This is a genomic window from Methylophaga sp. UBA3192 (assembly GCA_002363955.1).
Lineage (GTDB): Bacteria > Pseudomonadota > Gammaproteobacteria > Nitrosococcales > Methylophagaceae > Methylophaga.
This window is the reverse complement of record DEXE01000002.1, coordinates 228219-254568: the sequence shown is the minus strand read 5'-3', so window position 1 is coordinate 254568 and position 26350 is coordinate 228219. Positions and strand designations below refer to the sequence as shown.

The 26350-nt window shown below is 44.0% G+C and carries 23 protein-coding genes; 5 read left to right on the top strand and 18 right to left on the bottom strand.

Going from position 1 to position 26350, the window contains the following annotated elements:
* Nucleotides 1-38: 38 nt before the first annotated feature.
* The 18 genes from B2337_RS01285 to flgB form a co-directional block, all read right to left on the bottom strand.
* The gene (locus B2337_RS01285) at nt 39-4214 is read right to left on the bottom strand and encodes a glycosyltransferase (protein ID WP_292742480.1); all 4176 of its coding nucleotides are present in this window, start codon (nt 4212-4214) and stop codon (nt 39-41) included.
* A 40-nt stretch (nt 4215-4254) separates the two neighbouring features.
* The gene (locus B2337_RS01280; RefSeq protein ID WP_292742479.1) at nt 4255-5073 is read right to left on the bottom strand and encodes a cephalosporin hydroxylase family protein; all 819 of its coding nucleotides are present in this window, start codon (nt 5071-5073) and stop codon (nt 4255-4257) included.
* A gap of 353 nt (nt 5074-5426) precedes the next feature.
* Entirely contained in the window at nt 5427-6272 is an 846-nt protein-coding gene (locus B2337_RS01275) for an NAD-dependent epimerase/dehydratase family protein (RefSeq protein WP_292742478.1), read from the bottom strand.
* On the bottom strand, nt 6269-7495 hold the full coding sequence (locus tag B2337_RS01270; RefSeq protein ID WP_292742477.1) for a class I SAM-dependent methyltransferase: 1227 nt from the start codon (nt 7493-7495) through the stop codon (nt 6269-6271). Before B2337_RS01270 ends, B2337_RS01275 begins: the two co-directional genes overlap by 4 nt.
* Nucleotides 7492-8043 (bottom strand): dTDP-4-dehydrorhamnose 3,5-epimerase family protein, encoded by a 552-nt coding sequence (locus B2337_RS01265; protein ID WP_292414377.1) that lies wholly within the window; start codon nt 8041-8043, stop codon nt 7492-7494. The genes B2337_RS01270 and B2337_RS01265 overlap by 4 nt, the downstream gene beginning before the upstream one ends.
* A gap of 2 nt (nt 8044-8045) precedes the next feature.
* Nucleotides 8046-9146, bottom strand: a complete 1101-nt coding sequence (rfbG, locus tag B2337_RS01260) for a CDP-glucose 4,6-dehydratase (RefSeq protein ID WP_292414378.1) — start codon at nt 9144-9146, stop codon at nt 8046-8048.
* Nucleotides 9110-9877 (bottom strand): glucose-1-phosphate cytidylyltransferase, encoded by a 768-nt coding sequence (gene rfbF, locus B2337_RS01255; protein ID WP_292414379.1) that lies wholly within the window; start codon nt 9875-9877, stop codon nt 9110-9112. The genes rfbG and rfbF overlap by 37 nt, the downstream gene beginning before the upstream one ends.
* 36 nt (nt 9878-9913) lie before the next feature.
* Nucleotides 9914-10819 (bottom strand): flagellar hook-associated protein FlgL, encoded by a 906-nt coding sequence (gene flgL, locus B2337_RS01250; RefSeq protein WP_292414380.1) that lies wholly within the window; start codon nt 10817-10819, stop codon nt 9914-9916.
* Between the two features lie 11 nt (nt 10820-10830).
* The gene (gene flgK, locus B2337_RS01245; RefSeq protein WP_292414381.1) at nt 10831-12222 is read right to left on the bottom strand and encodes a flagellar hook-associated protein FlgK; all 1392 of its coding nucleotides are present in this window, start codon (nt 12220-12222) and stop codon (nt 10831-10833) included.
* 32 nt (nt 12223-12254) lie between these two features.
* Entirely contained in the window at nt 12255-13226 is a 972-nt protein-coding gene (flgJ, locus tag B2337_RS01240; RefSeq protein WP_292360325.1) for a flagellar assembly peptidoglycan hydrolase FlgJ, read from the bottom strand.
* Nucleotides 13227-13242: 16 nt separating this feature from the next.
* On the bottom strand, nt 13243-14349 hold the full coding sequence (locus tag B2337_RS01235) for a flagellar basal body P-ring protein FlgI (protein ID WP_292414382.1): 1107 nt from the start codon (nt 14347-14349) through the stop codon (nt 13243-13245).
* A 12-nt stretch (nt 14350-14361) separates the two neighbouring features.
* Complete coding sequence (gene flgH / locus B2337_RS01230) at nt 14362-15069, bottom strand: flagellar basal body L-ring protein FlgH (RefSeq protein WP_292414384.1); 708 nt, start codon at nt 15067-15069, stop codon at nt 14362-14364.
* Nucleotides 15070-15219: 150 nt separating this feature from the next.
* On the bottom strand, nt 15220-16005 hold the full coding sequence (gene flgG / locus B2337_RS01225; protein ID WP_292360330.1) for a flagellar basal-body rod protein FlgG: 786 nt from the start codon (nt 16003-16005) through the stop codon (nt 15220-15222).
* Nucleotides 16006-16038: 33 nt separating this feature from the next.
* Nucleotides 16039-16782, bottom strand: coding sequence for a flagellar basal-body rod protein FlgF (gene flgF / locus B2337_RS01220; protein WP_292360332.1), 744 nt, complete (start codon nt 16780-16782; stop codon nt 16039-16041).
* Between the two features lie 46 nt (nt 16783-16828).
* Nucleotides 16829-18112 carry a flagellar hook protein FlgE gene (flgE, locus tag B2337_RS01215; protein WP_292414385.1) on the bottom strand — a complete coding sequence of 428 codons (1284 nt, stop codon included), beginning with the start codon at nt 18110-18112 and terminating at the stop codon, nt 16829-16831.
* Between the two features lie 12 nt (nt 18113-18124).
* A complete protein-coding gene (locus tag B2337_RS01210) occupies nt 18125-18808 on the bottom strand; it encodes a flagellar hook assembly protein FlgD (RefSeq protein WP_292360337.1) in 684 nt (227 codons plus the stop codon).
* A gap of 17 nt (nt 18809-18825) precedes the next feature.
* On the bottom strand, nt 18826-19239 hold the full coding sequence (flgC, locus tag B2337_RS01205) for a flagellar basal body rod protein FlgC (protein ID WP_292360339.1): 414 nt from the start codon (nt 19237-19239) through the stop codon (nt 18826-18828).
* Nucleotides 19240-19245: 6 nt separating this feature from the next.
* Nucleotides 19246-19647 (bottom strand): flagellar basal body rod protein FlgB, encoded by a 402-nt coding sequence (gene flgB, locus B2337_RS01200; RefSeq protein WP_292360341.1) that lies wholly within the window; start codon nt 19645-19647, stop codon nt 19246-19248.
* 330 nt (nt 19648-19977) lie between these two features.
* On the opposite strand from flgB, the gene B2337_RS01195 reads away from it, so the two are divergent.
* From B2337_RS01195 to B2337_RS01175, 5 genes are read left to right on the top strand one after another with little or no spacing between them, the layout of a single operon-like run.
* Nucleotides 19978-20535, top strand: coding sequence for a GspH/FimT family pseudopilin (locus B2337_RS01195; RefSeq protein WP_292414386.1), 558 nt, complete (start codon nt 19978-19980; stop codon nt 20533-20535).
* Nucleotides 20532-20990 (top strand): type IV pilus modification protein PilV, encoded by a 459-nt coding sequence (gene pilV, locus B2337_RS01190; protein WP_292360345.1) that lies wholly within the window; start codon nt 20532-20534, stop codon nt 20988-20990. The genes B2337_RS01195 and pilV overlap by 4 nt, the downstream gene beginning before the upstream one ends.
* Nucleotides 20990-21997, top strand: coding sequence for a PilW family protein (locus B2337_RS01185; protein ID WP_292360347.1), 1008 nt, complete (start codon nt 20990-20992; stop codon nt 21995-21997). Before pilV ends, B2337_RS01185 begins: the two co-directional genes overlap by 1 nt.
* A gap of 12 nt (nt 21998-22009) precedes the next feature.
* On the top strand, nt 22010-22558 hold the full coding sequence (locus B2337_RS01180; protein WP_292360349.1) for a pilus assembly PilX family protein: 549 nt from the start codon (nt 22010-22012) through the stop codon (nt 22556-22558).
* Nucleotides 22559-22560: 2 nt separating this feature from the next.
* Nucleotides 22561-26295, top strand: coding sequence for a pilus assembly protein (locus tag B2337_RS01175; protein ID WP_292742476.1), 3735 nt, complete (start codon nt 22561-22563; stop codon nt 26293-26295).
* Nucleotides 26296-26350: the final 55 nt, after the last annotated feature.

Sequence of the window (26350 nt, the reverse complement as noted above, 5' to 3'; positions counted from 1 at the left end):
ATAAAATAAAGGGCCAATAAGGCCCTTTAAAATAATCATCAATCTCTTGCCAACGCACTTAACCACTCATCCAAATGATCTTCCAGCATATAGTGCTCCAGCACCCAAGCCTTTAATGCTGATCCGGCATCAACTAATGCCGCTTTGTCGGCCAATATTTGCCGGATTGCCGCTACCCACTCATCTACCTGATTTTGCACGTAAATAACCGGTGGGTTATTAGTCCTATAAGGATAAATATCGGTACAGATGACGGGCCAGCCTAGAACACCATATTCCAACAAACGAAGATTACTTTTCGATTCATTAAACGGATGGATTTCCAGTGGTGCTACCGCCAGATCCAGATTCAGGCTGGCAAGTTTTGCCGGGTAATCGGCAATTGGGACAAAATCGTGATATTCATGCACATAAGGCTTAATATCTTCTGGACACATACCCATAAATATCCAGTCCACTTCATCCGCCGTGGCTTTGACAACCTCACACATAATCGCAAGATCCCCCTGATGTTGCTGAGCGCCAGCCCAGCCCACTCGGGGCTTATCGCTTTGGTTTGATAATGAAGTAACGGATAGCCATGGTTCTTTAGGTAACCGGTTTGGAACCACCCTTATATCGTCAATCATTCCCAAACAAAGTTCTGCCAGAGGTTGTGTTGATACGATTAAACGATCACAGCGTTCCAAGGCACGGCGCATTCTCGATTTGGCGTCAGCAAAGTGACGCTTTATTTCTTTAGCAGCCGGACTTTGCTCTGGAACATTAGTTAATAAGTCATCAATACTATATATGCGGAACACATCGGGCATAAATTCTTTTAGTTGTTCAAGTTGCTTTAATTGAAGATCATTTAGCGCTGCATGGAACAATACGGAATCCGGAGCAATTCGAGCATATTCTGAAATGGCTATAGGCTTGGGAATATTTTGATTAAAACGATAAAATTCACATTGTGCCAAAGCGGCATGACTAAGAGCACTGAATGGTTGAATCACCCTGTAATCACCACTACCCCCCGGTAATGGCAACCCGAGAATCCGTTCTCTGTCATGAAAATTAGTATCCCAGTTAGTCGGCATTTGCGCTTCAATTTGCATTTCTCTGGAAGACAGACTCAGATTCCGGTTATAGAAAGGATCATTCGCTAACTGGGGCAACCATTTTTTCAGCATAAATGATCTTTCATTCATGATCCTCTGGGTCGTCTCGTCAGCTCTTGATGCAAATTCACTTTTCTGACTGACACTTCCGTGATGCACTAATACAGCAAAGGGGGTCCACGTTACTAAATATTCTTTTTCCCGGACCTTTAGACATAAATCAACATCATTGTAGTAAACGGTCAGGTTTTCCTCATCCATTCCACCGACGTCTTCGTATAATGATTTTCGAATCACTAAACATGCAGCCGTTACTGCTGAAAAGTTTTGATCCAAATGTGCGCGATCCATATAACCAGGTTCCTGGATGTCCAAAACATTCCAGAAAAGATGATCTGCAATGGTGTCCATGCCAAGAACAACCCCTGCGTGCTGTACTACACGGGTCTCTGGAAACACCAGGCGAGCCCCAACAATACCGACTTCCGGCCGTTGTGCATGGCGGATCATTCTCTCTAACCATTCGGCATGCAATACTTCCGTATCGTTATTTAAAAAGAGTAGATAATCGCCTTTAGACGCCTTTGCTGCGAGGTTACTGATTGCCGCGTAGTTAAATGGATGAGGGTATTTGAGCACACTGATCTTTTCACCATGATGCTCTTTAAGCATAGCAAAGTAGTCCTGAATGTCCGGGTCTTCACTTTGGTTGTCGACAATAATCAGTTCATAGTTTGAATAAGTTGTTTTCTGCAGTAACGAGTCAATACAAGGTCGTAGAAATTCTATCTTATCCTTTGTAGGAATAATGATAGATACCAACGGTAATGAAGGCCATTCATATTCAACCCGAACACTATTTTGAACAAGTCCTGGTTCGAGGTAAGCCTTGACTCCCAAGCGCTGTAAATGTTGCTCTACAGCCATCATCATAGTGGGTTGGTTAGCTTGGCCTTGAATGGATTCAGGAAGATGAAGCAATACATCACTGATATGACCTATCGCTGTCGGGCCTGATAATTCAAATGCTTTTAATGTCAGACCATAATTTTCATGTGCCGGAAGCATGTCAAAACCGCCCAGACTTTTGAAGAGGCTAGCCTCACAGAGCACCACACCAATGTAGTCTGTACTTCTCAACATATCCAGACTAAAGTCTGGCTTAAACCGTGGGGAGTGCCTTACCCCATCTACCGAAACCAAATCATCATCTGTGTAGAATATTTTTTGCTGCGGGTATTGCTCAATATAATCACCCAAACTCAAAAAGGTATGCGCTTCAAACTGAACACCAGCCGGAACAAACATTGTCCAGCCATCCGGCTGCTGCATTATCACATGATTCAGAAAACTGTATGGGTCCTGCCCGTCTGGGAAACTTATCCATTCTAAAACACCCAATTCCTCAAACATGGCATCTGGTGCTGGCCCATCAGCAATGACGGTTAGCCTCCAATTGTGATAGAACTGTTTTGACAGCGAATCAATGGTATTTGCTAAAAGTGTTTGCTCGCCTTCAAACATAAACATATACAAATGAAATTTTGGCTGCATTGACCAGCCCATCATTCTTTCAGCATGAAGCTGAGCGTCAATTTCCAATAAAGCGTGATTATTTATCCAACGTTGATAGTCCTTATCCAGTTGCCATTCAGAAATTTCTGCTCGCAGTTGAAGTGCCAGTGTTTTATGTTGATCAATTCGTTTGTGATCAAGCAGAACACTTCGTAAATGTTTAATTTCAGCTTCATCATCGTGGTTGATGGCATTTTTACAACGCTGCTTAATTGCATCAAAAGCGGCTTTACATACTGAAATTAAAAAAAGTTCTCTGTCTTCAAAGGAGGTGAAAAGATCTTTCTTTTTGTCCAGCATTGACTGCGCTATTGTCAATAAAGGCATGCCCGTTTGTTTTTGTATTGGAAAAAGTTGACTGAATATCAACTCATTCATCACTTCAGTTCTAGGGTTAATTTGTTGAGGTAGTGCCTGCTTAAAACAAAATTGGCAGATCTGCTCAATTTCAGAAAGGTTAATTAACGCCTCTCCTTCCGTTGACATAATCTCTAGCAATAACTGTTTAAGCGAGGTTTCTGTAAATTCATGACCTAACGATTTTATCCAGCTGATTAATTCACTAATCTCATAAAGAGTCATCGAACAATATGTCGTCACTTTAAGTACGACAACGAGTACCACTCGTTTAATCTGCTCTCTCTTTTCATCAACTGGCACACCAAAACCTTCAGCATAACGCTGCCCCTCGGTATGGGTCATCCATTCAGCGGTGCTTAATAGGCTCCCAGGAGTAAGTCTGTATATGGTCGTGGCAAGTGCCATAAAGACTTTTATATAGTTCGGGCTGGGTGATTGTTTGATATACCATTGCCGTTCAACCGGCTCTTCCAGATAAGCGACATAGTTCTGCATGTGCAACGTCGTAATTTGCTCATCATGACGACGCCATACCCCACCGATAGTGCCGGTATAGCATCCTATACCATAGACATCCTCCAGCAGTTTCAGTAGAAATTGCTCAAGCACTTGCTTTAAAGGTGATGCAGCGACAGCCTCATAGCCATATTGCAAGCATTCCGTTCTGAATGCCGCCATGTGTAGAGGAACAAAATTAAACACTGTAAGAAACGGTCCGATGTAGGTAGGACCTGAACGATCTGACGAGAAGGGGGAACGGTTATGACCGTGCCTGGTCTTTGTTTGCTCTATGTATTGCTGCCAGTTGAAAAAAACAAAAGGGGATTCTGGATGATTTTTAAACTGAAAAAGTGCATCTTCAACGAAAGTATGCTCAAGGAAGTCATCGGCCTGTAAAAAGGAAAAGTACTGGCTATCAGCATGTCTTATCGCATAAAGACTATTTGCTGATGCCCCGATGTTCTTTTTATGTACAAACAACGACACACGAGGATCTTTCAGGTATGGCTCAACCACCTCAAAGGTATTGTCAGTTGAACCATTGTCATAAATCATTAACTTCCAATGAGGTGAAGTCTGATTGATAACTGACTCAATGGCATCAGCAATATAACGACCATAATTATAGCTGGTGATGCCGATCGTTAATGTTCCGTCCTGCTTAATCGTTGTCATTGTTTTTTCCTGGGTGGTATCTATGTTTTCTAATGAGCGTCTACTTTCTAAACAGATAACCATCTGGTGATAACGTCAACACCAACTTGTGCTCTAATTCTTTATCCATTTCAAATGAAAGTCTTTCACCATCAGCTGCGGTAACCACTTCCGTTTGGAGTTTTTTCAGGTAGCTCCAAACAGCCGTTTTGGGATTATTCCCCTTACCCCAGGGACGTTTTGAAGACATATGATCAGGGGAATCTTCTATTATTGTATCTGCTACCATGCAATAACTTCCCCGACTGACTAATGGTGCATATGCCTCAAGTTCAGCCAGTACATGATCATGTGTGTGATTACTGTCCAGACAAACCAGAATTCTTTTGTAGTCTTTTGCAAAATCTTTTACCTGAGCAATGATGTCCTCATCAATGCTGGACCCTTCAAGCATAGTAATTTTTTTACTTAATGGATGATTGGTCAAAACGGCTTTATTGTGTGGTCTGATTTCAATATCTATTCCCAACACATGGCCTTTATCTATTTCATCACATCCTTCCAGAAGCGCCAGCATGGATGCGCTGTGGATTAGTGTCCCCCCCCAGGCAATACCTGTTTCGATAATCAGATCAGGTTTGACTTTCCAAATCATCTCTTGCAAAGCATATAAATCCTGAGGCGTTTGAATTACGGGCACTCCGAGCCAGGTAAAATTATAAAAGTAATCGGCCTTTCCAATACCAATCTGATTAAAAAATTCCTGTGAAGCAGATTGTAAGGGCTTGTTTTCAGGGTATTGACTGACACGGTCAGTAATGTCTTGTTTAAATTGTTCCAGTGGTGTCTTTTCCATGCTTCTTTTACCTTTAAATTGCATATGACCATTTGGCGCGTCCAGCAAAATGCTCAAATCAAAAAACGAAATTAATGCATTTTTTGCATAACCCTTTTTGACCTACCCGTTTACAAAAATATTGATTTTATTCCAGCCAGTATGAAGAAGCTTTGTAGTAATCACCTTCGTCTGGTTTTATTCAATAAAGGCTGACCCTTTATCTCCTTAATATCATGAGTAGTTTCCTGGGGTTATTAAACTTCACCAGCTCATCCAACAAACTCAGGAAAATGATAAAGTTCGTTTAATAAAAAACTCTTCGTTTTATATGTAAGCGTTAAATCATACAAATCCATTCTGGTTTTCTTCTCAGCTTCCATGACCATTCATCTTTATCAGCTTCTCGTGCATTGCTTTAGCTTATCCGGGTCCCCCCAAAATGCCATTGCTTCATAATCCGGATATGGGTAATACCCCAGATTAAGCTCTATTTCACTTTGACGAGCATTTATAAACTGTTTCACTAACGTTAAAACCGTTATCGGCTCACCACTACAGATATTGACGATCCCGTTACAATCCTTCTGCTCCAGCACTTTAAGCAAATATTGCGCCACTGTCTCAACAGGTAAATAATCTCTTAACTGTTGACCACCAGACATATTAAAAACGGGCTCACCATTTTCTATCGCTCGTTCTAACTGAGATAGCAGACTTTTCGGATTTTGACCTGAGCCATACATATAAAATAAACGACACCATTGGAGCGAGAAGGAAAACTGTTTTTGCATGGACTCTAACCATTGTCTGAGTTGGTTTTTTGCCTGGGCATAGGGATTATCAGGAAATATCGGCATAGATTCCTCAAGTTGTCCTTCCTGTTTGCCATATTCAAGACATGTTCCGGTGATCAGAATGTGTTTAATCCCAGTTTCAATCATATTCAGTAAAAACCGTTTATGTGCTGGTAAAACCCGCTCTAGATGTACACTATCCTGGTAATTAGACAGTCCACTCCATGCAAGATGAACAAGAGCATCATGCTTAGCTATTGAGTCCGGCCATGTGATCTCAGCACGTTCAATATCCGCTTCAATAATAGCGACCTGATTTCCCCAGTCGTTCTCTAGAACAATTGATTTATCGCGCGTAATAACGGTAATCTCATGTCCCTGTCGAAGCGCCTGAACGACGAAATGCTTTCCGATAAAACCTGTAGCACCAGTTAACAATATTTTCATGGTAGAACCTTCAATTGCGGAATAGCCGTGACAAACTTTCCGCCCCATTGCCGAATATGCCCCTGCTGTTGCATCACCTCATCAGCAATATTCCATGGCAAAATCAATACAAAATCTGGTTTTTCTAAGGTGATTTGATCGGGTGCTAAAATCGGAATATGCGATCCTGGCAAAAACTTACCCTGTTTTGAGGCGGCAGCATCAACAACCAAAGGTAGTAAGTCGGTTGAGGCACCAGCATAATTAAGCAAAGTATTGCCTTTCGCTGCGGCTCCATAAGCTACTACCGATTTATTTAAATGCTTTTGCTCTGTTAAAAAGTCAAGTAAAGCCTGTTTAATATGATCGGCATAGCATTGGAATCCGGTATAGGTATGCAAGCTGGTTAAACCAAATGTTTTTTCTTCCTCTAATAATTTTCTGACAGCAAAGTGAGTGCTACGTTTATCACCGTCATGGCAAGCATAAATACGTAAGCTCCCCCCATGAGTAGGAAGTGTTTCCACATCAAAAATTCGCAGTCCAACGCTGTCAAAGATCTGACAGACCGTAGTCAAAGACAGATAAGAAAAATGCTCGTGGTAAACCGTATCAAACTGTCGTTGCTGTATTAGCTGAAGCAAATGCGGAAACTCTAACGTAATGGTTCCCTCACTTTTAAGTAAGGTCTTTAATCCTACTGTGAAATCATTAATATCAGGTACATGTGCATAAACGTTATTACCGATGATGAGATCAGCCTGTTTCCCTTGTGAAGACAGCTGTTGTGCCAATTGTTGACCAAAAAATTCACGAAGGATGGGGATCCCCAATTTTTCGGCATGGTCAGCAGTGCTGTCAGTAGGCTCAATACCTAAACAAGGGATCGCTGCAGCTACGAAATTTTTTAATAAATAGCCATCGTTCGCGGCGACTTCGATGACAAAACTATTCTGATCCAGCTGCAGGCGTTGAGTAATCTGATGACAGTAACGTTCAGCATGCGATAACCAGCCCTGAGAAACTGAAGAAAAATAGGCGTAATCATTTGTAAACAATTTATCAGCCGCCGTGACATCTTCTGTCTGGACTAACCAACAGTGATCACACACATATAGTTTTAATGGAAACTTTGTTTCTGGCTGAGTAAGTTGCTCAGCCGTTAAATAGGCGTTAGAGGGTGGGGCAAAGCCAAGATCCAGAAATGTATGTGTTAATGGTGTTTTACAATGCCGGCAATTCATCCAGATAAATCCTTTAACCACTTCGCCACTGTAGGTAATTCGGAATCTCTTACCGACAAGTTATTTACCGGCAGAGGCCAATCGATCGCTAAATCAGGATCTTGAACATGAACTCCCGCTTCAGCCGTTGCGGAATAGAAAGCGGTATGAAAGTAAATTAATTCACTTTCTGGCACTAATGCCTGAAAACCGTGCGCACATCCTTCCGGAATGACGATCATCGTATTGTTTTCCTGACGCAATTCTTCCGCATGCCATTGGAGAAAAGTTGGTGAATCAGGCCGTAAATCCACCATAACATCCCATACAGCGCCTTGAATACAACGGATAAACTTCATTTCCGCAGCCGAAGAATGCTGATAGTGCAGCCCCCTAACAGTCCCCCTAGTGGTCGTCCTGCTGAAGTTCACTTGTTTGATTTCGCGCTGGGCAAGGATAGGTTGCAATGTTTTCTGACAAAATAATCTGGAAAACTCCCCTCGCTGATCTTTAAACGAGGTTTGTTTGATCACAAAAGCGTCAGCAATATCCAGAGATATCAGTTGCATCGTCACAACCAGCAAACACCAGCTGTGTCGGCATCATTAATGTATTGTTGCCATTGAGTTTCTGTAGCCACACGACCATTTTCTTGCAAACTCTTATACCAAAGCGCTGTATTTTCTGTAGCTTTATTCAAGTCCCAGACGGGTGTCCAACCTAATTGCTTACGTGCTTTGTCACTATTAATCCCAAGAGAGATTGTCTCATGCTGTGCGTCTCGTTTTGCAATATGCCATGTAAATGCCGGCCAGTATGCATGGATTGACTCCAGCACATTACTCACTGTGGCAATTTGCCCCGAGACAGGACCAAAATTCCAAGCCTGAGCACTAGATTGCTCTCGCTCACATAATTTTTGTCCAAGTAAGAGATAACCACTCAATGAATCCAAAACATGTTGCCAAGGTCTTGAGGATTCTGGAGACCGAACTTCTAATGGAATTTTTTTCATGACACTTCTGACGACATCCGGAATCAATCTATCTACTGACCAGTCTCCCCCACCAATAACATTCCCTGCTCGGGCAGAAGCTATTAAAACATCTTGCTGCTCAAAATAAGATTTTCGGTAGCTGTCAACCACCAGTTCTGTTGCAGCTTTGGAAGCACTGTAAGGATCATGACCGCCTAGTCGATCCGATTCCGTATACCCCTCTTTTTTTTCATGATTCTCATAGCATTTATCACTGGTGATAACCACAATAGCCTTAATGGAAGGTACATGTCGACAGGCTTCTAACAGATTAACAGTGCCCATTACATTGGTTGACCATGTCTCTACTGGCTCACTATAAGAGAGCCTGACAATCGGTTGAGCCGCCAAGTGAAAAACCATGTCGGGCTGCCAGTCTGAAATAACTTTTGATAAGGTTTGATAATCACGGATATCAGTGAGCTTTTGTTGTATATCAAGATTTAATAAAGTCCAATGATTTGGCTCAGTATCAGGCTGCAAAGCAAGGCCATACACGTTAGCCCCCATCTGAGATAACCAAAACGCCAACCAACTTCCCTTAAATCCGGTATGTCCGGTCACTAATACTTTTTTGTCGCGATAAATATCCGAAAACATTACTCCCAAACCTTCCATGGAGCTGTCGTTTGCCATAGATTTTCCAGGTTAACTTTATCCCGCAACGTATCCATCGCTTTCCAAAACCCTGTATGACGATAAGCCATTAGCGTCTGCTGGTTTGCCAGTTGTTTTAAAGGAGCATCTTCCCAAGCGGTATCAGGCCCATCAATAAAGTCGATAACTTCGGGTTCTAATACAAAAAACCCACCATTAATCCATGATCCATCCCCTGCGGGCTTTTCTTGAAAACGATCCACAATTTCATTATTTAGATTTAATGCACCGTATCTGCCTGGAGGCTGAATAGCGGTGACGGTAGCTAATTTTCCATGCGCATGGTGAAAGGCAATAAGTTCCTGAATATTAATATCAGAGACACCATCACCATAAGTAAAACAAAATGTCTCATTGCCGATATATTCTTTTACTTTCTGTAGACGTCCACCGGTTTGGGTGTTTTCTCCTGTTTCAATCAGTGTAATTTTCCATGGCTCAACATGCTTTTCATGCACTTGCATTTCATTATTAGCCATATCAAATGTCACATCTGACATATGCAGAAAATAATTGGCAAAATATTCTTTTACGACATAGCCTTTATAGCCCAAACAGATAATGAACTCGTTAACACCATAGTGAGAGTACTGTTTCATGATATGCCAGATGATGGGTTTCCCCCCAATGGTAATCATCGGTTTAGGTTTAAGGTGGGACTCTTCACTGATTCTGGTGCCCAAGCCACCAGCAAGAATGACTGCTTTCATAGTTAATCTACTGTGATTAGGTTGCGTCTAAGTGTTTCACAAAAAGTTAAACAAAGATAATCCCTGTACTTTGACATAAACTTGCTGTGCAGCTTGCAAGCCCGCTGATTGTAAATTTAATTGTGTAATTGCCTCAGCATAGTCGAGATCCTCTATTTGAGAAAGTGTGGTGGTCATACTGAATTGTGAACTGTCATTGATTTCACGTTGTTGTTCTACGGCATTTTGCCGAGTACCAATCCGTGTACGGGCATCCAGAGAAGCATCCATCGCATAATCCATATTCGCCAGAAAATCGCCATCATTCGGTGCGGTTCCGACTATTCCAGAGGAGAGAGCTGTCGTAAAATCCTGAATGGTCTGGAATATAGCCTGATTGGGACCAGCTACTGTCTGAGTAATAAACAAATCATCACCTGGCTCATTGATCGCAACCAGATACCCATCACTGACCCGTAACTGTCGTTGTCCACCATCGCCGTTATAGGTATAAGTTGTGGTATCAAATGGTTGCACATCAGATTGATAACCGGAAAACAGATATTCGCCATTTGAATCTGTGGTGTTAGCCAAAGCGACGAGTGTTTCATTTAATTGGTTAATTTCTTCGGCAATACCCTGACGTGATTCATCACTATTCGTATCATTCAATGCCTGAACTGCCAGCTCACGAATGCGTTGCATAATATCGCCAGCACTTTTTAGTGTTCCATCGGTTGTGCTCAAACGGCTATCAGCGACATCGGCATTGTCTTGATACTGTTGCGAAAGACCGATTTGTCTTTGCAAGTCCAGCATTTTGACAGCACCTATGGGATCGTCTGAAGGAGTTTGAATCCGTTTTCCAGAGGACACCTGTAATTGGGTTTTGGCCAATTCATTTTGCTGCCTCAGCATGGCCTCCAGGCCTTGTTGAGTAATACTATTTGTGGAGATACGCATGAGTTAATCTCCTAAAATGCGTTGATTAACGAATTAAACACGGTATTCGATACTGTGATTATTTGCGAAGCTGCTTGGTAGGCTTGCTGAAACTTGATCAGATTGGCAGCTTCTTCATCCAGATTGACCCCTGAAACACTCTCAGACCGTTGGCGGATCTGACTCACCAGTCCCGCTTGCGTTTCCTGAGATACAGAAGCTTGATTAGTGCGAGTCGCTACTTGAGAAACGATTGAGCCGTATTGATCATTGAATGATCGGGAAATAACAGGAGGACCAGGGTCAAGAACCACGGTTGTTTTATCAGTCTGCAAAGCCGCCATGGCTAAAGCATTTTCATTATTACCCACGCCGGGATCGGTGGTAGAGGATGCGGCAATTAACCGCGTATCAGTAATATTCATACTGATAGTAGAAGCGGTCGTACCAGCAGCATCAAAAAAATCTGTTCCTGCATTGCCGTTTAGATCGACACCATTACCGTGAGCAGTATTAAAGGCGGTAACGATCGATTCGGCTAAAACATCCAGCTCGGCACGCGTACTATCCACGACATCAGTTCTTGCCAATATCGCACCGCCTATTTCTCCGCCACTAAGCTGCTGGGTAATATTAATTTGTGAGGGCCCATAACCAATAGCAGTACGAGGAGGATTGGTACTATTGTCGGCAATAGTTGAAAGTTCAACCCGACTATTACCTACAACAAGCCCTTGCCCATTTCCGATAAAGACATTTACTGCTCCGTTATCCTGCTCGACCACATTCACCGAGACCAATTCTGATAAGTCACCAATCAATTTATCGCGTTTATCCAGCAAATCGTTGGGGTTGTAACCAGCAGCCAGAGACTCAGAAATGGATTGGTTTAAATCCTTTATCCCCTGAGAAAGCACATTGATATCCTTGACTGACGCCGACAGAGTGTTATCAATCTGTCTGTCCAGCTCGCCCAGTTGGCTGTCCATCGTATTAAAACGGTTGGCCAGCAAGTCACCCTGTGTGAGCATCACCTGTCTGGCGGCAATTGAAGTTGGATCATTAGCAACTTCCTGAACAGAATTGAAAAACGCTTCCAACCCACCACTGATACTCAGTGAGGAAGAACCCAGCAGATCATCAACCTGTTTGGAAAATGTCAAAAAACCGTCTTGCTGAGACTCAGCCGAAGTATAAGTACGCAGTTGATTGACTAAAAACTGATTGAAAATACGGTCGACACCAGTGATGCCAACACCATTTCCAATGTAATAACCACCTTCAAAATTGGCTGGCTGTGGGCCCTGATCGGTTCGCTGACGCGAATACCCCGGGGTATTTACATTACTGATGTTATGACTGGTGGTCGCCAGTGACGTTTGCGCGGCTAATAAAGCAGAACTACCAATATTCAGCATGCTCATTTAGATGATCCTCTGAGAGCTTTTACAGGGGGTTAGTACCCCATATTCTGAATATATTTATGCGAAATCTGTGCCAGCGTATCACCCTTCATAATGCGTTTTATTTTGTCAGCATATTGCGGATCGGTGGCATAGCCAGCTTCATGCAATTTCTCTACAAATCGTTCCGGTCGGCCGACATGTTTTAATGCTTCCTGATAACGCGGCTGTGACTGCAGGAAACTGACATAATCATCAAAGGATTGCTGATAATCTTCGTATGAACGGAAGCGGGACTGTTCTGTTATTGGCTTGCCATCACGATATTCCAGCGCGTTTTTCGCAACATACTCACCATCCCAGCGACTATCGGCTTTGATATTGAATAAATTAAAACTGGATTGGCCTTCACCATCTTTAAGCACATACCGACCCCAGCCGGTTTCCAATGCGGCCTGCGACAAAATAACATCGGCGGTGGTACCCAATTTATCTGCAGCTTTCTGGGCCAAAGGCCACAGTTGTTCTACAAAGTCTTCAGGCGATTTAAAACGCTGTGGCATGATTTTTAATTTACTGCTGTCAATGCTATTGATGCTTTCTTCAGAAGTTTTATCAGCGTTATCATGAATCTCTTTGACCATACGCCGTAAATCTTGCCGTACCGTCACGGTATCAAAACTAAACGTCCCGCCACCAATTGGGATATCGGATCGTACTTCGCCCCCCAGTTGGCGAATAATCACGTCCTGCAGGCCTAATCCGCCACGTTTGGATAAATCCATCGCCAGCTGCTGATCGGCCATATCACGATAGGTTTTGCTGTGATTGGAATCGAATATTCCCTCCGCCAGACTAGCCTGACGCATGCTTTTCAGCATCATTGTGGTAAACAAGGATTCAAATTGAGCGGCAACCTGACGTAATGTTGTTGCATCATTATCAGAACGTATTGCCGATTGACGCAGCTGATTTAAACCATGGAAATCCGTTGCGTTTTGCTGAATATCAGAAGGAATCGTCATGACTTAATCTATAAACTCAGATAATCACCAGCTCAGCGCGTAACGCACCCGCCTGTTTCAAGGCCTCTAAAATAGCCACTAAATCTCCCGGCGCTGCTCCCACCTGATTGACTGCACGCACAATTTCATCCAAAGAAACCCCCGGATTGAATACAAACATCCGGCTGTTTTCTTCCGATATTTCAATATCGTAATTCGGTGTGATAACCGTTTGTCCTGCTGAAAAGGCATTGGGTTGAGAAACCTCTGGATCTGCTGAAATGGTCACGGATAGACTGCCATGTGTAACCGCTGCTGGACTCACCCGGACATTCTGTCCGATCACGACAGTACCACTACGCGAATTGACCACCACACGGGCCGCCGCCTCGCCTGGGCTTAATTCCAGATTTTCAATCAATGATAAAAATGGAATACGTTGATTCGGATCTCTCGGCGCATTAACTCTAACTGATGCTGCATCCATAGAGCTCGCCGTCCCACGTCCCAACGTTTGATTAATGGCATCTGATAATCGACTGGCCGTAGTAAAGTCGGCCTGATGTAGATTCAGAATAATGTGATCGCCAACATTTAACGCGTTCTGTACCGTACGCTCAACGGTAGCACCATTGGGTATACGGCCCGCACTGGGAATATTTACCGTCACTCGGGATCCGTCCCCTGCTTCAGCACCAAAACCACCTACCACCAGATTACCTTGTGCCATAGCGTATATTTCACCATCAGCACCTTTTAGCGGTGTCATGATTAAACTGCCGCCTCGCAGGCTTTTGGAATCACCAAGTGAAGACACTGTGATATCAATGGTTTGCCCAGGTTTGGCAAAAGGCGGCAAATCGGCATGGACAGAAACTGCCGCTATATTTTTGCTTTTAGGATCCACTCCTGCCGGTAAGGTCACCCCCATCTCACGCAACATACTGCGTAACGTCTGGCCGGTACCGGTAAAAGCCGTTTTATCACCGGTTCCGCTTAGCCCTACGACCAGCCCATATCCGACAAGTTGGTTATTACGCACACCGCCGATAGAGGCTAAATCTTTGATTCGTTCAACTGCCTGAGTAGCCGTCATCATTAACATTAATAAAGCGGCAAATAAGGTATTTATTGTTGTTTTCATTACTCTAACCTCTTAGAAAGGCATTAACGCACTGATGAAGAACCGACTGAGCCAGCCCATCGTGTTTGAATCATTAGAAACTCCATCTCCAACATAGGTAATCTGGGCATCGGCAATACGAATGGATGAAATGGTATTGGTAGCATCAATATCGCGAGGACTGATCATGCCGGTTAAACGCACATATTCATTACCCTGATTAATGGTGACAACCTTCTCACCTCGGACAATCATATTGCCGTTAGATAACACCTCAACCACTGAAACACTGATATCACCGGACAGGCGGTTGTTTTGTTCACTTTCACCTTCACCATCAAAACTGTGATTTGAGCTGGTGCCAAAGGCTAAATTATTGTTATCCGTATTTGCTAGAGGTAAGCCACTTGGAAGGCTGAATTGGGGTGTTGAGCCAAAAATAGTTGGGTTGTTGATATTGTTGCTGCCACTTTTAGAAACGGATGTAGTCGCTTCTTTCTCGGCATCCGTCCGTTCCTGCAACCGCACTGTCAAAATATCGCCGACACGACGTGCTTTGTAATCTTCATACAATGCAATATTGCTGCGCGTGTCAAAGATTGCACCATCATTACGTTCCGCCGGAGCTGTAGCTACGGGACGAACAGCCGCGTAGGCCGGGTCACGTTTTACTTCATTACTGACACAGGCGGAAAGCAAAACGACGGATGTGATTCCCAATAGTCGGTAAATGAATTTCATACGAATCTCCAGGACAAGCTTATGTACAGAAATTAACTTGCAGAGTCCATGCCAGAATTATTATTACATTGAGAAATCCAACACCTTATTCTCACACACAAAAAAGCCCCGACATACAAACACTTTAATATCGGGGCTCTCAGTATGGGTCTATAGATTCTGGCTAGCGTACTGCAACATTTGATCAGCTGTAGAGATGGCTTTTGAATTCATTTCATAAGCCCGTTGCGTTTCGATCATATTAATCAGCTCGGTCACAACGTTAACGTTGGAAGTCTCCAGTGCACCACCAATGACTCGCCCAAAACCATCCAGCGTCGGCGTACCGGCAATGGGTACGCCACTGGCACCGGTTTCTTTAAATAAATTCTCACCGACAGCCTGTAAGCCAGCAGGATTTACAAAATCGGCCAACTCTATTTCACCGATGACAGTGGGCTCATTATCACCAGGCTGAGTCACACTGACCGTTCCATCAACACCTACGGTGATACTCTGAACATCATCTGGAATATTGATACCCGGATCCAGCAGATATCCATTTGACATCACCACATCACCATCAGCATTAATTTGAAATGTGCCATCGCGGGTATAGGCAAGATCACCATCTGGCATCAGGATCTGGAAAAAACCACGGCCATCAATAGCCACATCCAACGCATTATCCGTTTGGATAATATTGCCTTGAGTGTGCAATTTTTCGGTGGCAACCGTTCTGACACCGGTACCAATCATCAATCCCGAAGGCAACTGATTATCAGTAGTGGTTTGTGCACCAGGTTGACGAATAGTCTGATACAACAAGTCTTCAAACACTGCCCTATCCTGCTTAAAGCCGGTGGTGTTAACGTTTGCCAGATTATTCGAAATGACCGACATTCTTGTCTGCTGAGCATCAAGCCCGGTTTTTGCAATCCATAATGCCTGATTCATAAGGTCTCTCCTAAAAGCATGCTTGCGATGTTACTAACCATTCAGTTGCAACATACGTGCCGAAGCGGCGCTATTTTCTTCTGCGGTGCTCATCATTTTGACTTGCATCTCATATTTGCGCTGTAACTCAATCATATTCACTAAGGCACCGACGGCATTAACATTGCTGCCTTCTATCGTGCCTGATGCAACTTTGACAGTTGCATCCAGGGGGGCTTCTGTACCATCTGCCATTCGCATTAAGCCATCCTGGTCTTTGAATACATTTTGCAGGTCAGGCTTGACCAGTTTAATCCGGTCAATCACGGCTAACTCATTTTCAGCCCCGCCAATCGGACGAACGGAAATGGTGCCATCCGCGCCGATATCAATTTTTTCAGCCGGCGGAATGGCGATTGGGCCGCCCTCTCCCATCACCGGCAAACCAGTGCCGGTCACTAATTGGCCAAGCTCTGTGACATGCATATCACCGGCACGGGTATAACCTTCACGACCGTCTTTGCCCATCACGGCAATAAAGCCTTCACCTTGAACCGAAATATCCAGTTCTCGACCGGTAGATTGCACACTGCCTTGTTGATAATCGGTGGCAGGCCGTTCCGTCATTGAATACACTCGTGTCGGCAAACCTTCACCAAATACCGGCATAGAACGGAACTGTTCCAAATCAGCTCGAAAACCAGTGGTGTTGACGTTCGCCAGATTATTGGCATTGGTGGCCTGCGCCAGCATGGTTTGCTGGGCTGCATTCATTGAAATAAACAGCATGCGATCCATAATTAGCCTCTTTTTTCTGTATTAAACATCATTCACTCTGGCGAAATTAACGCAGGTTGATAATGGTTTGGGTGATAGCATTATTGGTTTCTATCGCTTTTGAGTTCGCCTGGAAATTACGCTGAGCTGTAATTAAACCAACCAGTTCTTTAGTCAAATCCACATTGGATGTTTCCAAAGCACCCGACTGAATCAAACCAAAACTGCCGGTTCCCGCCTCACCGATACGCACATCACCGGAATCCAGTGTGGCTTCCCATGCCGTATTACCTATCTGTTTTAACCCTTGCGGATTAGGAAAGTCAGCCAACACAATCTTGGCAACATTGGTCGTTTGACCATTAGAGTATTGAGCCTGAACCAAGCCGCTATCATCAATATCCAGCCCAGTCAGCCGTCCAGTCGGAAAGCCATTCTGATCGGTATCCAAAACGGCAAAAGCTGCCGAGTTCTGAGTGGTGCCGGCAAAGTTAATATCAAAAGTCAAACCCACTGCACCACTGCTTAAACCGGTAAAAGTGTACGTTTCGGTTGGTGTGACACCCGCATCCAGAGCTCCGCCTAAAGCTGGTTCAAAGGTTAGCGTTTTGGTAGTTTGTCCGCCCCCGAACTCCACAATCGTTTGACTGCCAGCTGGCTCATTGATGTAGACCTGAACATTCCATTCATTGGGAACATCCGTTTTTTGATAATAATAAGTCAACGTACTTTCATTACCCAGAGAATCAAAAATATTGCTGGATGTAGAATTGGTATAAGTCGTAGGGTCTGTCGGATCGATAGGTGTCGCCACGGGATCAATATCATCAGCTGTCGAGGGAAGATTTGCAGCTATATCAACTTCCGTGGTTGCCCGGGGCACACCTGCCGATACAGGCAAACGAATTGGATCTGTTCCGCCCAAAGCTGTAGATGAAACACTGCCATCAGCATTAACTGGGAACCCCAATAAAAACTGACCTGAACTGTTGGTCATATAGCCATCGCGGTTAATATTAAAAGCCCCTGCCCGGCTATAGAGAACCTGCTGGGTATCTAAAGCTGGTGCAAGTGCAAAAAAACCCTGCCCATTACCGCTTATCGCCAAATCCAGTGAATTATTGGTGACTTCCAGATTTCCCTGGTTGAATTGCTGAGCTACGTTATTCAGTACCACACCAGTACCGATAGCCGTATTACTGTTACCAAACGTTGACAGGGCGTAAACATCACCGAACTCTGCTCGTGAACCTTTGAAACCAATGGTATTGATGTTGGCAATATTGTTTGATTTCACATTCAAATCGGCAGTGGCGGCATTAAGGCCTGTTAGAGCTGTAGTAAATGACATGATGCTTACCCCTTAAATAATTTCTTGAACTTCACTAAATGGCACCGAACCGATACCCGCCAGATTCATGGTCAGGCCTTGCCCGCCAGAGCCCACCAATACGCTATCTACTTTAGCCATCACAGCAGTAGCAAAGGCGGTGTTTTGTCCATCAACTGTGCCTGTTGCCATAAATTGATAAACACCTTCAGGCATGGCTTCACCATCATTATTCAAACCATCCCATTCAAAATTGGTGTAACCAGATGCCGCTCCCATCGGAATGGTTCTGACCAACTCACCCGTATCGCTATATATCTTCATTTCTAAATTAGATACGGGCTCAGCCACATTAATCTGTCCTCGCATTGGAGAGTCGGCTGTCATCACGCCAATTGAAGATGGAACCAACACTGAACGACCAACTAATGAAGAACCTTGTAAGGCCTGGTCAGATTGCATTGCCTTAGCAAAACTGGCAAATGAATCCTGTAAATCACTGATACCACTCACTGTGCTGAAAGAAGCGATTTGCCCGAGAAAATCACCACTCTCCATTGGTTTGAGTGGATCCTGATTCATCAGCTGCGTCGTCATCAAGGACATAAAATCCTCCATCTGCAACTTGCCGGGATCCTTTTCCTCTTCAGTTGAACTTGTCTTGTTTGTACTGTTGAGAAAAGCATAGGGATTTTCATTTACACCATTTATTGCCATTTCAATGACTCCCTGCGTTATTTGCCAAGCTGCAGAGTCTGCAGCAGCAATTGTTTGGAAGTGTTGGCAATCTCAACATTGTTCTGATACGAACGAGATGCCGACATCATATTTGCCATTTCTGCAATGGCATCCACATTAGAGTGATAAACGTAACCATTTTCATCAGCCAATGGGTGTGAAGGATTGTATTCCTGACGCACCGGTGCCTGACTTTCCGTAACGCCAAGAACCTGAACAGAACCTGATTTATAACCTTGTTGAGCATCATCCAAGACCGTGGCAAAAACGGGTTGCCGGGTACGATACGTTTCATTCACGCTGCTGCTGACACTATCTGCATTAGCCAGATTACTGGCTGTGGTATTAAGCCGCAGTGACTGTGCACTCATGCCGCTACCTGCTATATCGAAAATATTAAATAATGACATGGCAGATTATTCTCCTTTGATCGCCTTGGTCAGCCCCTGAAAGCGCGAACCTAAAAATTCCAGGCTAGCCTGATATTGAACAGCGTTTTGCATAAACTGTGCCTGCTCTACCTGCTCATCGACCGTATTGCCATCTAATGAATCCTGAAGTGTTGTGCGGTATAACGTTGCCGCCTCAAATGGATTTTCACCGTTACCGGCAAGGTGTTTTTGATGGGTGGTGTTCAAAGCGGCAGATTTTTGCCCGGATGCCGCCATCTGCAATGCCGTTTGAAAATCCATATCCTTCGCTTTAAAGTTTGGCGTGTCCGCATTCACCAGATTGGTTGCCAGCATTTCTGCACGCTGGGTGCGAATTCGCAATGCATCGGCATGAATACCAAGGGCAGAATCAAAATTTATCGGCATGCTGTTTCTCCACAACAAACATTCACTTTCACTTGGATAAGCATCAAGCATGCCACAAATTATTTACATTACTTATCAACAACTTAACCATTCTTCGACAAACTCAATAAACCAAAGCGGCAAGCTATTGCCACTCGGCATAATCAGTCAGATACAACTGATATAATTCCCTTTTTACTAATGTGTAGATTGAAGAAAACTTTGGCATGGACGATACATTTGCCAACTGGCTCACGTATTTAAAAAATAGATAGTGATGAACCAGCATAAGTGCTTGACCCACAATGCTTTTAGCGTTAAAACCGAATACCTACAAGGAGCGTCACCAAAGTGAAAAAGTTTGCGGCAAATAATGGTTTCACATTGATCGAATTAATGATTACCTTGGTCGTGGTCATCATCTTGGTAGCAATTGCCGCCCCGAGCTTTAACTCCATGATTCGTGAAAACCGTGCCGCTACTCAGGCAAATAATCTCCTGTCTTCCCTACAAGTCGCTCGTTCTGAAGCCATTAATCGTGGTGTTCGGGTCAGTATGCGTCGTCTAAGTAACACAAATAGCGTTTGGGAGGATGGATGGCGTATTTTTACCGACTGGAATGGAGATCTACAAATTCCTAATGCAAACTTGAACATAAAAGACTGTAGTGTCGATGGTCAGGATTGCTTGTTAATGGAGCAACAAGCGTTGGGGAACAATATCACTATCAGGACAGGCGGGGCTTTTCTAGTCGGATTAACTTTTTTGCCTTCTGGAGAAATCATTTCTGCAGGGGGTGGGCTTGGTATAGGTACATTCAGTTTGTGTATTCCTGGAGCAATTCAAAGGAACATCACTATCAGTCCGGGCGGCAGGGCTAGAATTGCCCAGGGGGGAGTATGTCCATGAAACAACAACGTGGTTTCACATTACTCGAAGTAATGATTGCCGTATTTGTTCTTGCTGTTGGATTACTTGGTATGGCCCATTTACAAATTACTTCTTTAAAACACAATCAAACTGCCGAGTTTCGTACACAGGCCGCGCTTTTGGCTGCAGATATGCTGGATATGATGCGGGCCAACCGTGATGCGGCCCAAAATGGAAACTATGCAATAGATATTGATGCTGAGCCACCCAGCAGTACCAGTGACATGGCGGATGCGGATATTGTGGAGTGGCGAAATAAACTTTCTCAATATTTACCCAATGGGACGGGACAAATAGCTTGTGGGGCATTTAATCCCAATAGCGAGTTTATTTGTGACATTACCATAGGGTGGACGGAAACTCAGATTGACACTGATTCGAGTTGTGAGTTAGGCAATAACACTTCTTGCTTTACGCTTAGTGGAGCTATTTGATGAGTCATCTAAAAAAACAACAAGGCTTATCATTAGTAGAATTGATGGTCGCTATTGTCCTAGGGTTGATTCTCGTTGCAGGTGTTATCGAATTATTTGTCAATAACCGGCAGGTTTATCGTGTTCAGGATGCTCAATCCCGACTGCAGGAAAATGGCCGCTACGCTATGAAAGTTCTTACGCAGTCTATAGAACGTGCAGGCTATCTTGGCTGTGCAACACGTTCTGCTCTCAATATTAATAATATGCTGAATACCCCTAATACTTATTTATGGGATATCACTACCCCCATTGAAGGGCAAGAAGCAACTGGAGCAAATTCATGGACTCCACCGCGTGATGCCAGTACCAATAGTTCTGTAAGTGGCTCAGATATTCTCACCATACGCACTATTGAGCCGCCTGAATTGCGAGTGGTCTCACATCCTACAACCGGCACACCGGGCAGTGCTGCCATCACAGTTAGCAACAATAATGGACTGGAAGCTGGAGATATCGTATTAGCTCATGACTGTGTTGCTGGGTCAATTTTTCAAATTACTTCTGATCCCACTGCCGGCACTATAGAGCATGCTACAGGGGCTGGTACGCCTGGAAATGCAACCGAAACATTAGGTTATAACTTTGGTTCAGGTTGGGTTAACAAAATTTCCACCAACAGCTTTTTTATCTCGAACAATCCTGACAATGTGCCCTCTCTCTATCGCAAAACTGGGAACGACAATGCTGTTGAATTAATTGAAGGCATTGATTCAATGCAAGTTCGTTATGGTGTAGATACTTCTGGTAATGGCTCTGCTGACGCATATCAAACAGCAAATCAAGTTGGCAACTGGAACAACGTTGTCAGTGTTCGTATCAGTTTAGTGATGGTCAGCGTGGAAAATAATCTTACGGTGGATGGCGCCCAATCTTATAACCTGGAAGGGGCTACCGTTACACCTGCTGATCGACGCCTAAGACGCGTATTTACCCGAACAGTCACCTTACGTAATCGTGTTTCATAGCAGGAACAGTAAATGAAAAATCAAACCGGGGCTGCCCTTATTGTAAGTTTAGTCATATTAGTCATCATGACGATGATTGGCCTTGCTGCAATGCGAACCAGTTCGATGGCCGAAAAAATGGCGGCTAATACCATGGACGTTGAAATTGCTTTTCAAGCAACAGAAATAGCATTACGTGGCGCAGAGGCATGGATTTCAGGTTTAACTGTTGAACCTGATCCAAACAATACCGGCTCCGGCAATATCTGGGTAGCTGACGTAATGGATCCTGATGATGGTAATGCTGAAAGCTGGTGGCATGAACGTGATGCAGCCTGGTGGGCAGCTAATGCAATTCCCTTTCCCACTGCGATTACATTTGAAACAAATTCCGGTACATCAACCATTACCACACCAAGATATATTATCGAATATCAACAATTTGTCACTGACGATCTGGTTGTCGGCACAGGGGGCGGGCCATCAACTGGCCGGGTATATTATCGAATAACCGCACGCGGTACTGGTGGTAGCAATCAATCACGCGTCTTGCTGCAAAGCACTATGGCTAAGAGGTTTTAATCATGAACAAGTCTACGTTTCTGCAGTTATTGTTTGGTTTTTTGCTGCTTGGCTCTACCAGCACCCACAGTGCCCCTTTGAATCTCAGTAATGTTCCGCTTTATCTTGGTGGTTCGGTTGCGCCTAATGTAATGTTTTTACTCGACGACTCTGGTTCCATGCAATTTGAAACCATGCCAGACGCGCTGACCAACTTATTTTCTCAAAGTTGTTGTACCAATTATCAGATGTGGGTGTACCCAAGAGTAAGTGGTTTGCATGGTGACGGGGATTATTCAAACGCTACTCGCGTGCCCAGCTTTACTGCTGACAGCATTATGGGACTTGCTTATCGTTCTGCTCTTGTAAATACCCTGTATTACAACCCAGCTATAAGATATCGGCCGTGGGTGGATGATGAAGGTAATGAAATGCCCAGCGCCGATCCTGCAAATGCGCCCAACCGCCCCTTATTTCCTGAGTTCGGTACACGCAATTTAATAGCTGACAATACCCAGTCAGCCCGTTGGATAGATAACCGAACCAATAGTCATAACAGCCAAACCAGAACATTTTATCCTGCGGTTTATTCCACCTATGTTGGTCCTGCAATCACTGATATTAATGCGGAGATAATTAATGAAGATGGTCCTTTATGGGATGTCGATAATTACACCCGGACTGAAATCCGCGCCAGTACACCAACCTACAGCGGTGAAGGTCGTGAAAACAGAGAAGAATGCAGTGGTGGTGTGTGTACCTATGCACAGGAAATTGAAAATTTTGCCAATTGGTACACCTACCACCGCAATCGTATCTTTGCTTCCCGCGCAGGTATAGGCAGGGCATTCTCTTCACAACCAGACTCTTTACGGGTAGGTTTTGGCGCAATCAACAAAGGCAACACCTCTATCGATGGCGAAACGACTGGTGCAGTAATCTCAGGGGTTCGAGCTTTTATTGATAGTAAAGAAGATTTCTACAGCAGATTATACGAGATCGATATCCCTGCTCAAGGTACGCCTTTAAGACGTGCTTTACAGGGGGCGGGAGAATATTTTTCCAGAACGGATCAGCGTGGGCCCTGGAGCACTACTCCAGGAGAATTAAATGGTGAAGATTTAATTTGCCGTCAAAGTTATTCGATTCTTATGTCGGACGGGGCTGCATCCGGTGGTTCGGGAAATGCAGCAACAGGCGCGAGAGCAGATAATAATGATGGCACGACTGATAACTCAACCACCAATACCAATCCAGAAACTGGTGAACCAGACTTTTCTTACTCACCAGTTGATCCGTTTCAGGATAATATCAGCAACACTTTAGCTGATGTCGCGATGTATTACTGGAAGCGTGATCTTCGGACGGATCTCGATAACAGGGTTCCGACAAACAACACTGATACAGCATTTTGGCAACACATGACAACCTTTACTGTCGGGCTAGGTGTATCTGGGTCCATTGATCCCGATGACGCTTTTGCTGCTATTGAAGCAGGTACATCAATAGATTGGGGCGATCCAGACTATGGTTCATCAAACTGTACTGGCGCATCGTGTATCGCAAGACAGGATGATTTTTTACATGCCGCCGTCAATGCTCGTGGGGGGTTTTTTAGTGCAGCAGATCCTGACACCTTTGCAAAAGAACTGGAAAATGTTTTATTCGCCATCCAGGATCGGGAGGAATCTTCGGCCTCGTCTGTTGCCCTCAATTCAGGCTCCATATCTAGTAACAGTCGCGTGTTTCAGGCCCGGTTTGATAGCCGGGACTGGAGCGGCCAGCTACTCTCATTTGCTATAAATACAACACCCGGAGAAAATCTGGGTAATTTGATAATGCCAGCTGAATGGGATGCCAGAACCCTTATTCCCGAAGCGAATGATAGAAAAATCATCACTTATGATGGAGCTAGTGGAAAACCATTTCGTTGGTCTGGTATTAGCGAGGAACAACAAGCGTTACTGGGTGATGATGAAAATATACTGAACTATCTCAGAGGCGATCAAAGCAATGAAATCAGTAACAATGGTGAATTTCGCAATCGTAACTATCTGTTAGGCGATATCATAAACTCTAATCCGGCATTAGTAGCCGCTCCAATACAACGTTATCCGGATAATTGGGGCTCAGGTGCAGATGAAAACGCTAAACCTTACTCAACGTTCCGTGAAGATAATAAATCAAGGTTACCTGTCGTTTATGTTGGTGCAAATGATGGCATGCTCCATGCCTTTAACGCTAATACAGGTGCTGAAATTTTCAGTTATGTACCTGGAGCAGTATATGAACGTCTATCACTGCTCACTGACCCAGATTACACCCATAGATATTATGTAGATGGTAGCCCAACTATTGTCGATGCCTTTGATAGTAATGGAAATGCCTGGAAATCAATATTAGTCTCTGGGCTAGGTGCTGGGGGACAAGGAATTTTTGCTTTAGATGTGACTAACCCCAATGTTTCATCTTCCGATGAAAGCACAATAGCGAATAAGGTGCTTTGGGAATACACCGATCAAACTGATGGTGACAGTGTTGATATGGGTTATACCTTTGGTCAACCCAGCATTGTGAGGTTACAGAATGGTCAATGGGCTGCTCTGTTTAGCGGGGGGTATAACAACACATTTGATAACAATGGCGATGGTAATTCAAATGATAGTGCAACTGGCAACGCGGTACTGTATTTAGTCGATCTTTTTGATGGAGAATTTATTGCCAAGTTTGATACAAAAAATGGCACTGAAGAAGATCCCACTGATAATGATCGTCCAAATGGCTTTGCCTCTCCCGCAGCTATAGACGTCGATGGGGATTCCATTGTTGATTTCATTTATGCCGGAGATTTGTTTGGCAATATGTGGAAAATTGATGTGAGTGATCCTGAAACCGAAAATTGGGGATTTGCCTTTGGCACTGAAGCTGACCCCGCTCCACTTTTTAGAGCTTGCTTTGGAAATGATTGTGAAGGATTGGACAAAAATAAAGTCCAGCCTATCACCACACGCCCACAAATTGTGCGTCACCCAACATCGAAGGGATTTCTGGTAATGTTTGGTACAGGGAAATATTTTGAAGTAGGTGATAACAGTGCAACTGGGCAGATAACGCAAAGTTTTTATGCTATTTGGGATAAAGCTGAAGAGACCTTAACACCAATAGTTCGTAATAATTTATTGCAACAAACGATCAATGCTGAAGTAAGAGTTTCCGGTTCTGATTACCGGGTCACTTCTGATACAAAAATTGATTGGGCTAATAAAAAGGGCTGGTTTATTGACTTAATAAGTCCTGGGGCAGCAAGTAACCTCGGTGAACGACAAGTTAGTAATGCCATTATTCGGAACGGAAAAGTTATCTTTACTACTCTGCTACCCTCAGACGATCCGTGTCTGGATGGCGGAACCAGCTGGTTGATGGAGTTGGATTTCATCTCTGGAGCAAGACTACAATACTCGCCTTTTGATACGAATGATGATGGTAATTTTGATAGAGCTGACTATATATGCATTGCAAATTGTGACCTGGATGCAGATGGCAATCCAGACCCTGACAGGGTCGACGTACCAGCAAGCGGTAAAAAATCTGAAGTAGGCATCATTCCTACACCTAGTATCGCTTCAGAAGCTGGTGGGCAACGTGAATACAAATATACCAGTGGTTCTTCCGGTCAAATTGAAGTCACCGTTGAAAACCCGGGCCCCGGTTTTGAAGGCAGACAATCATGGCGGCAACTTGATTTTCAATTCAGGTAAATTGGAGCAAGCCAAATGAATGTACTATTTACAAAATTGGTTTTAATTAATGAGC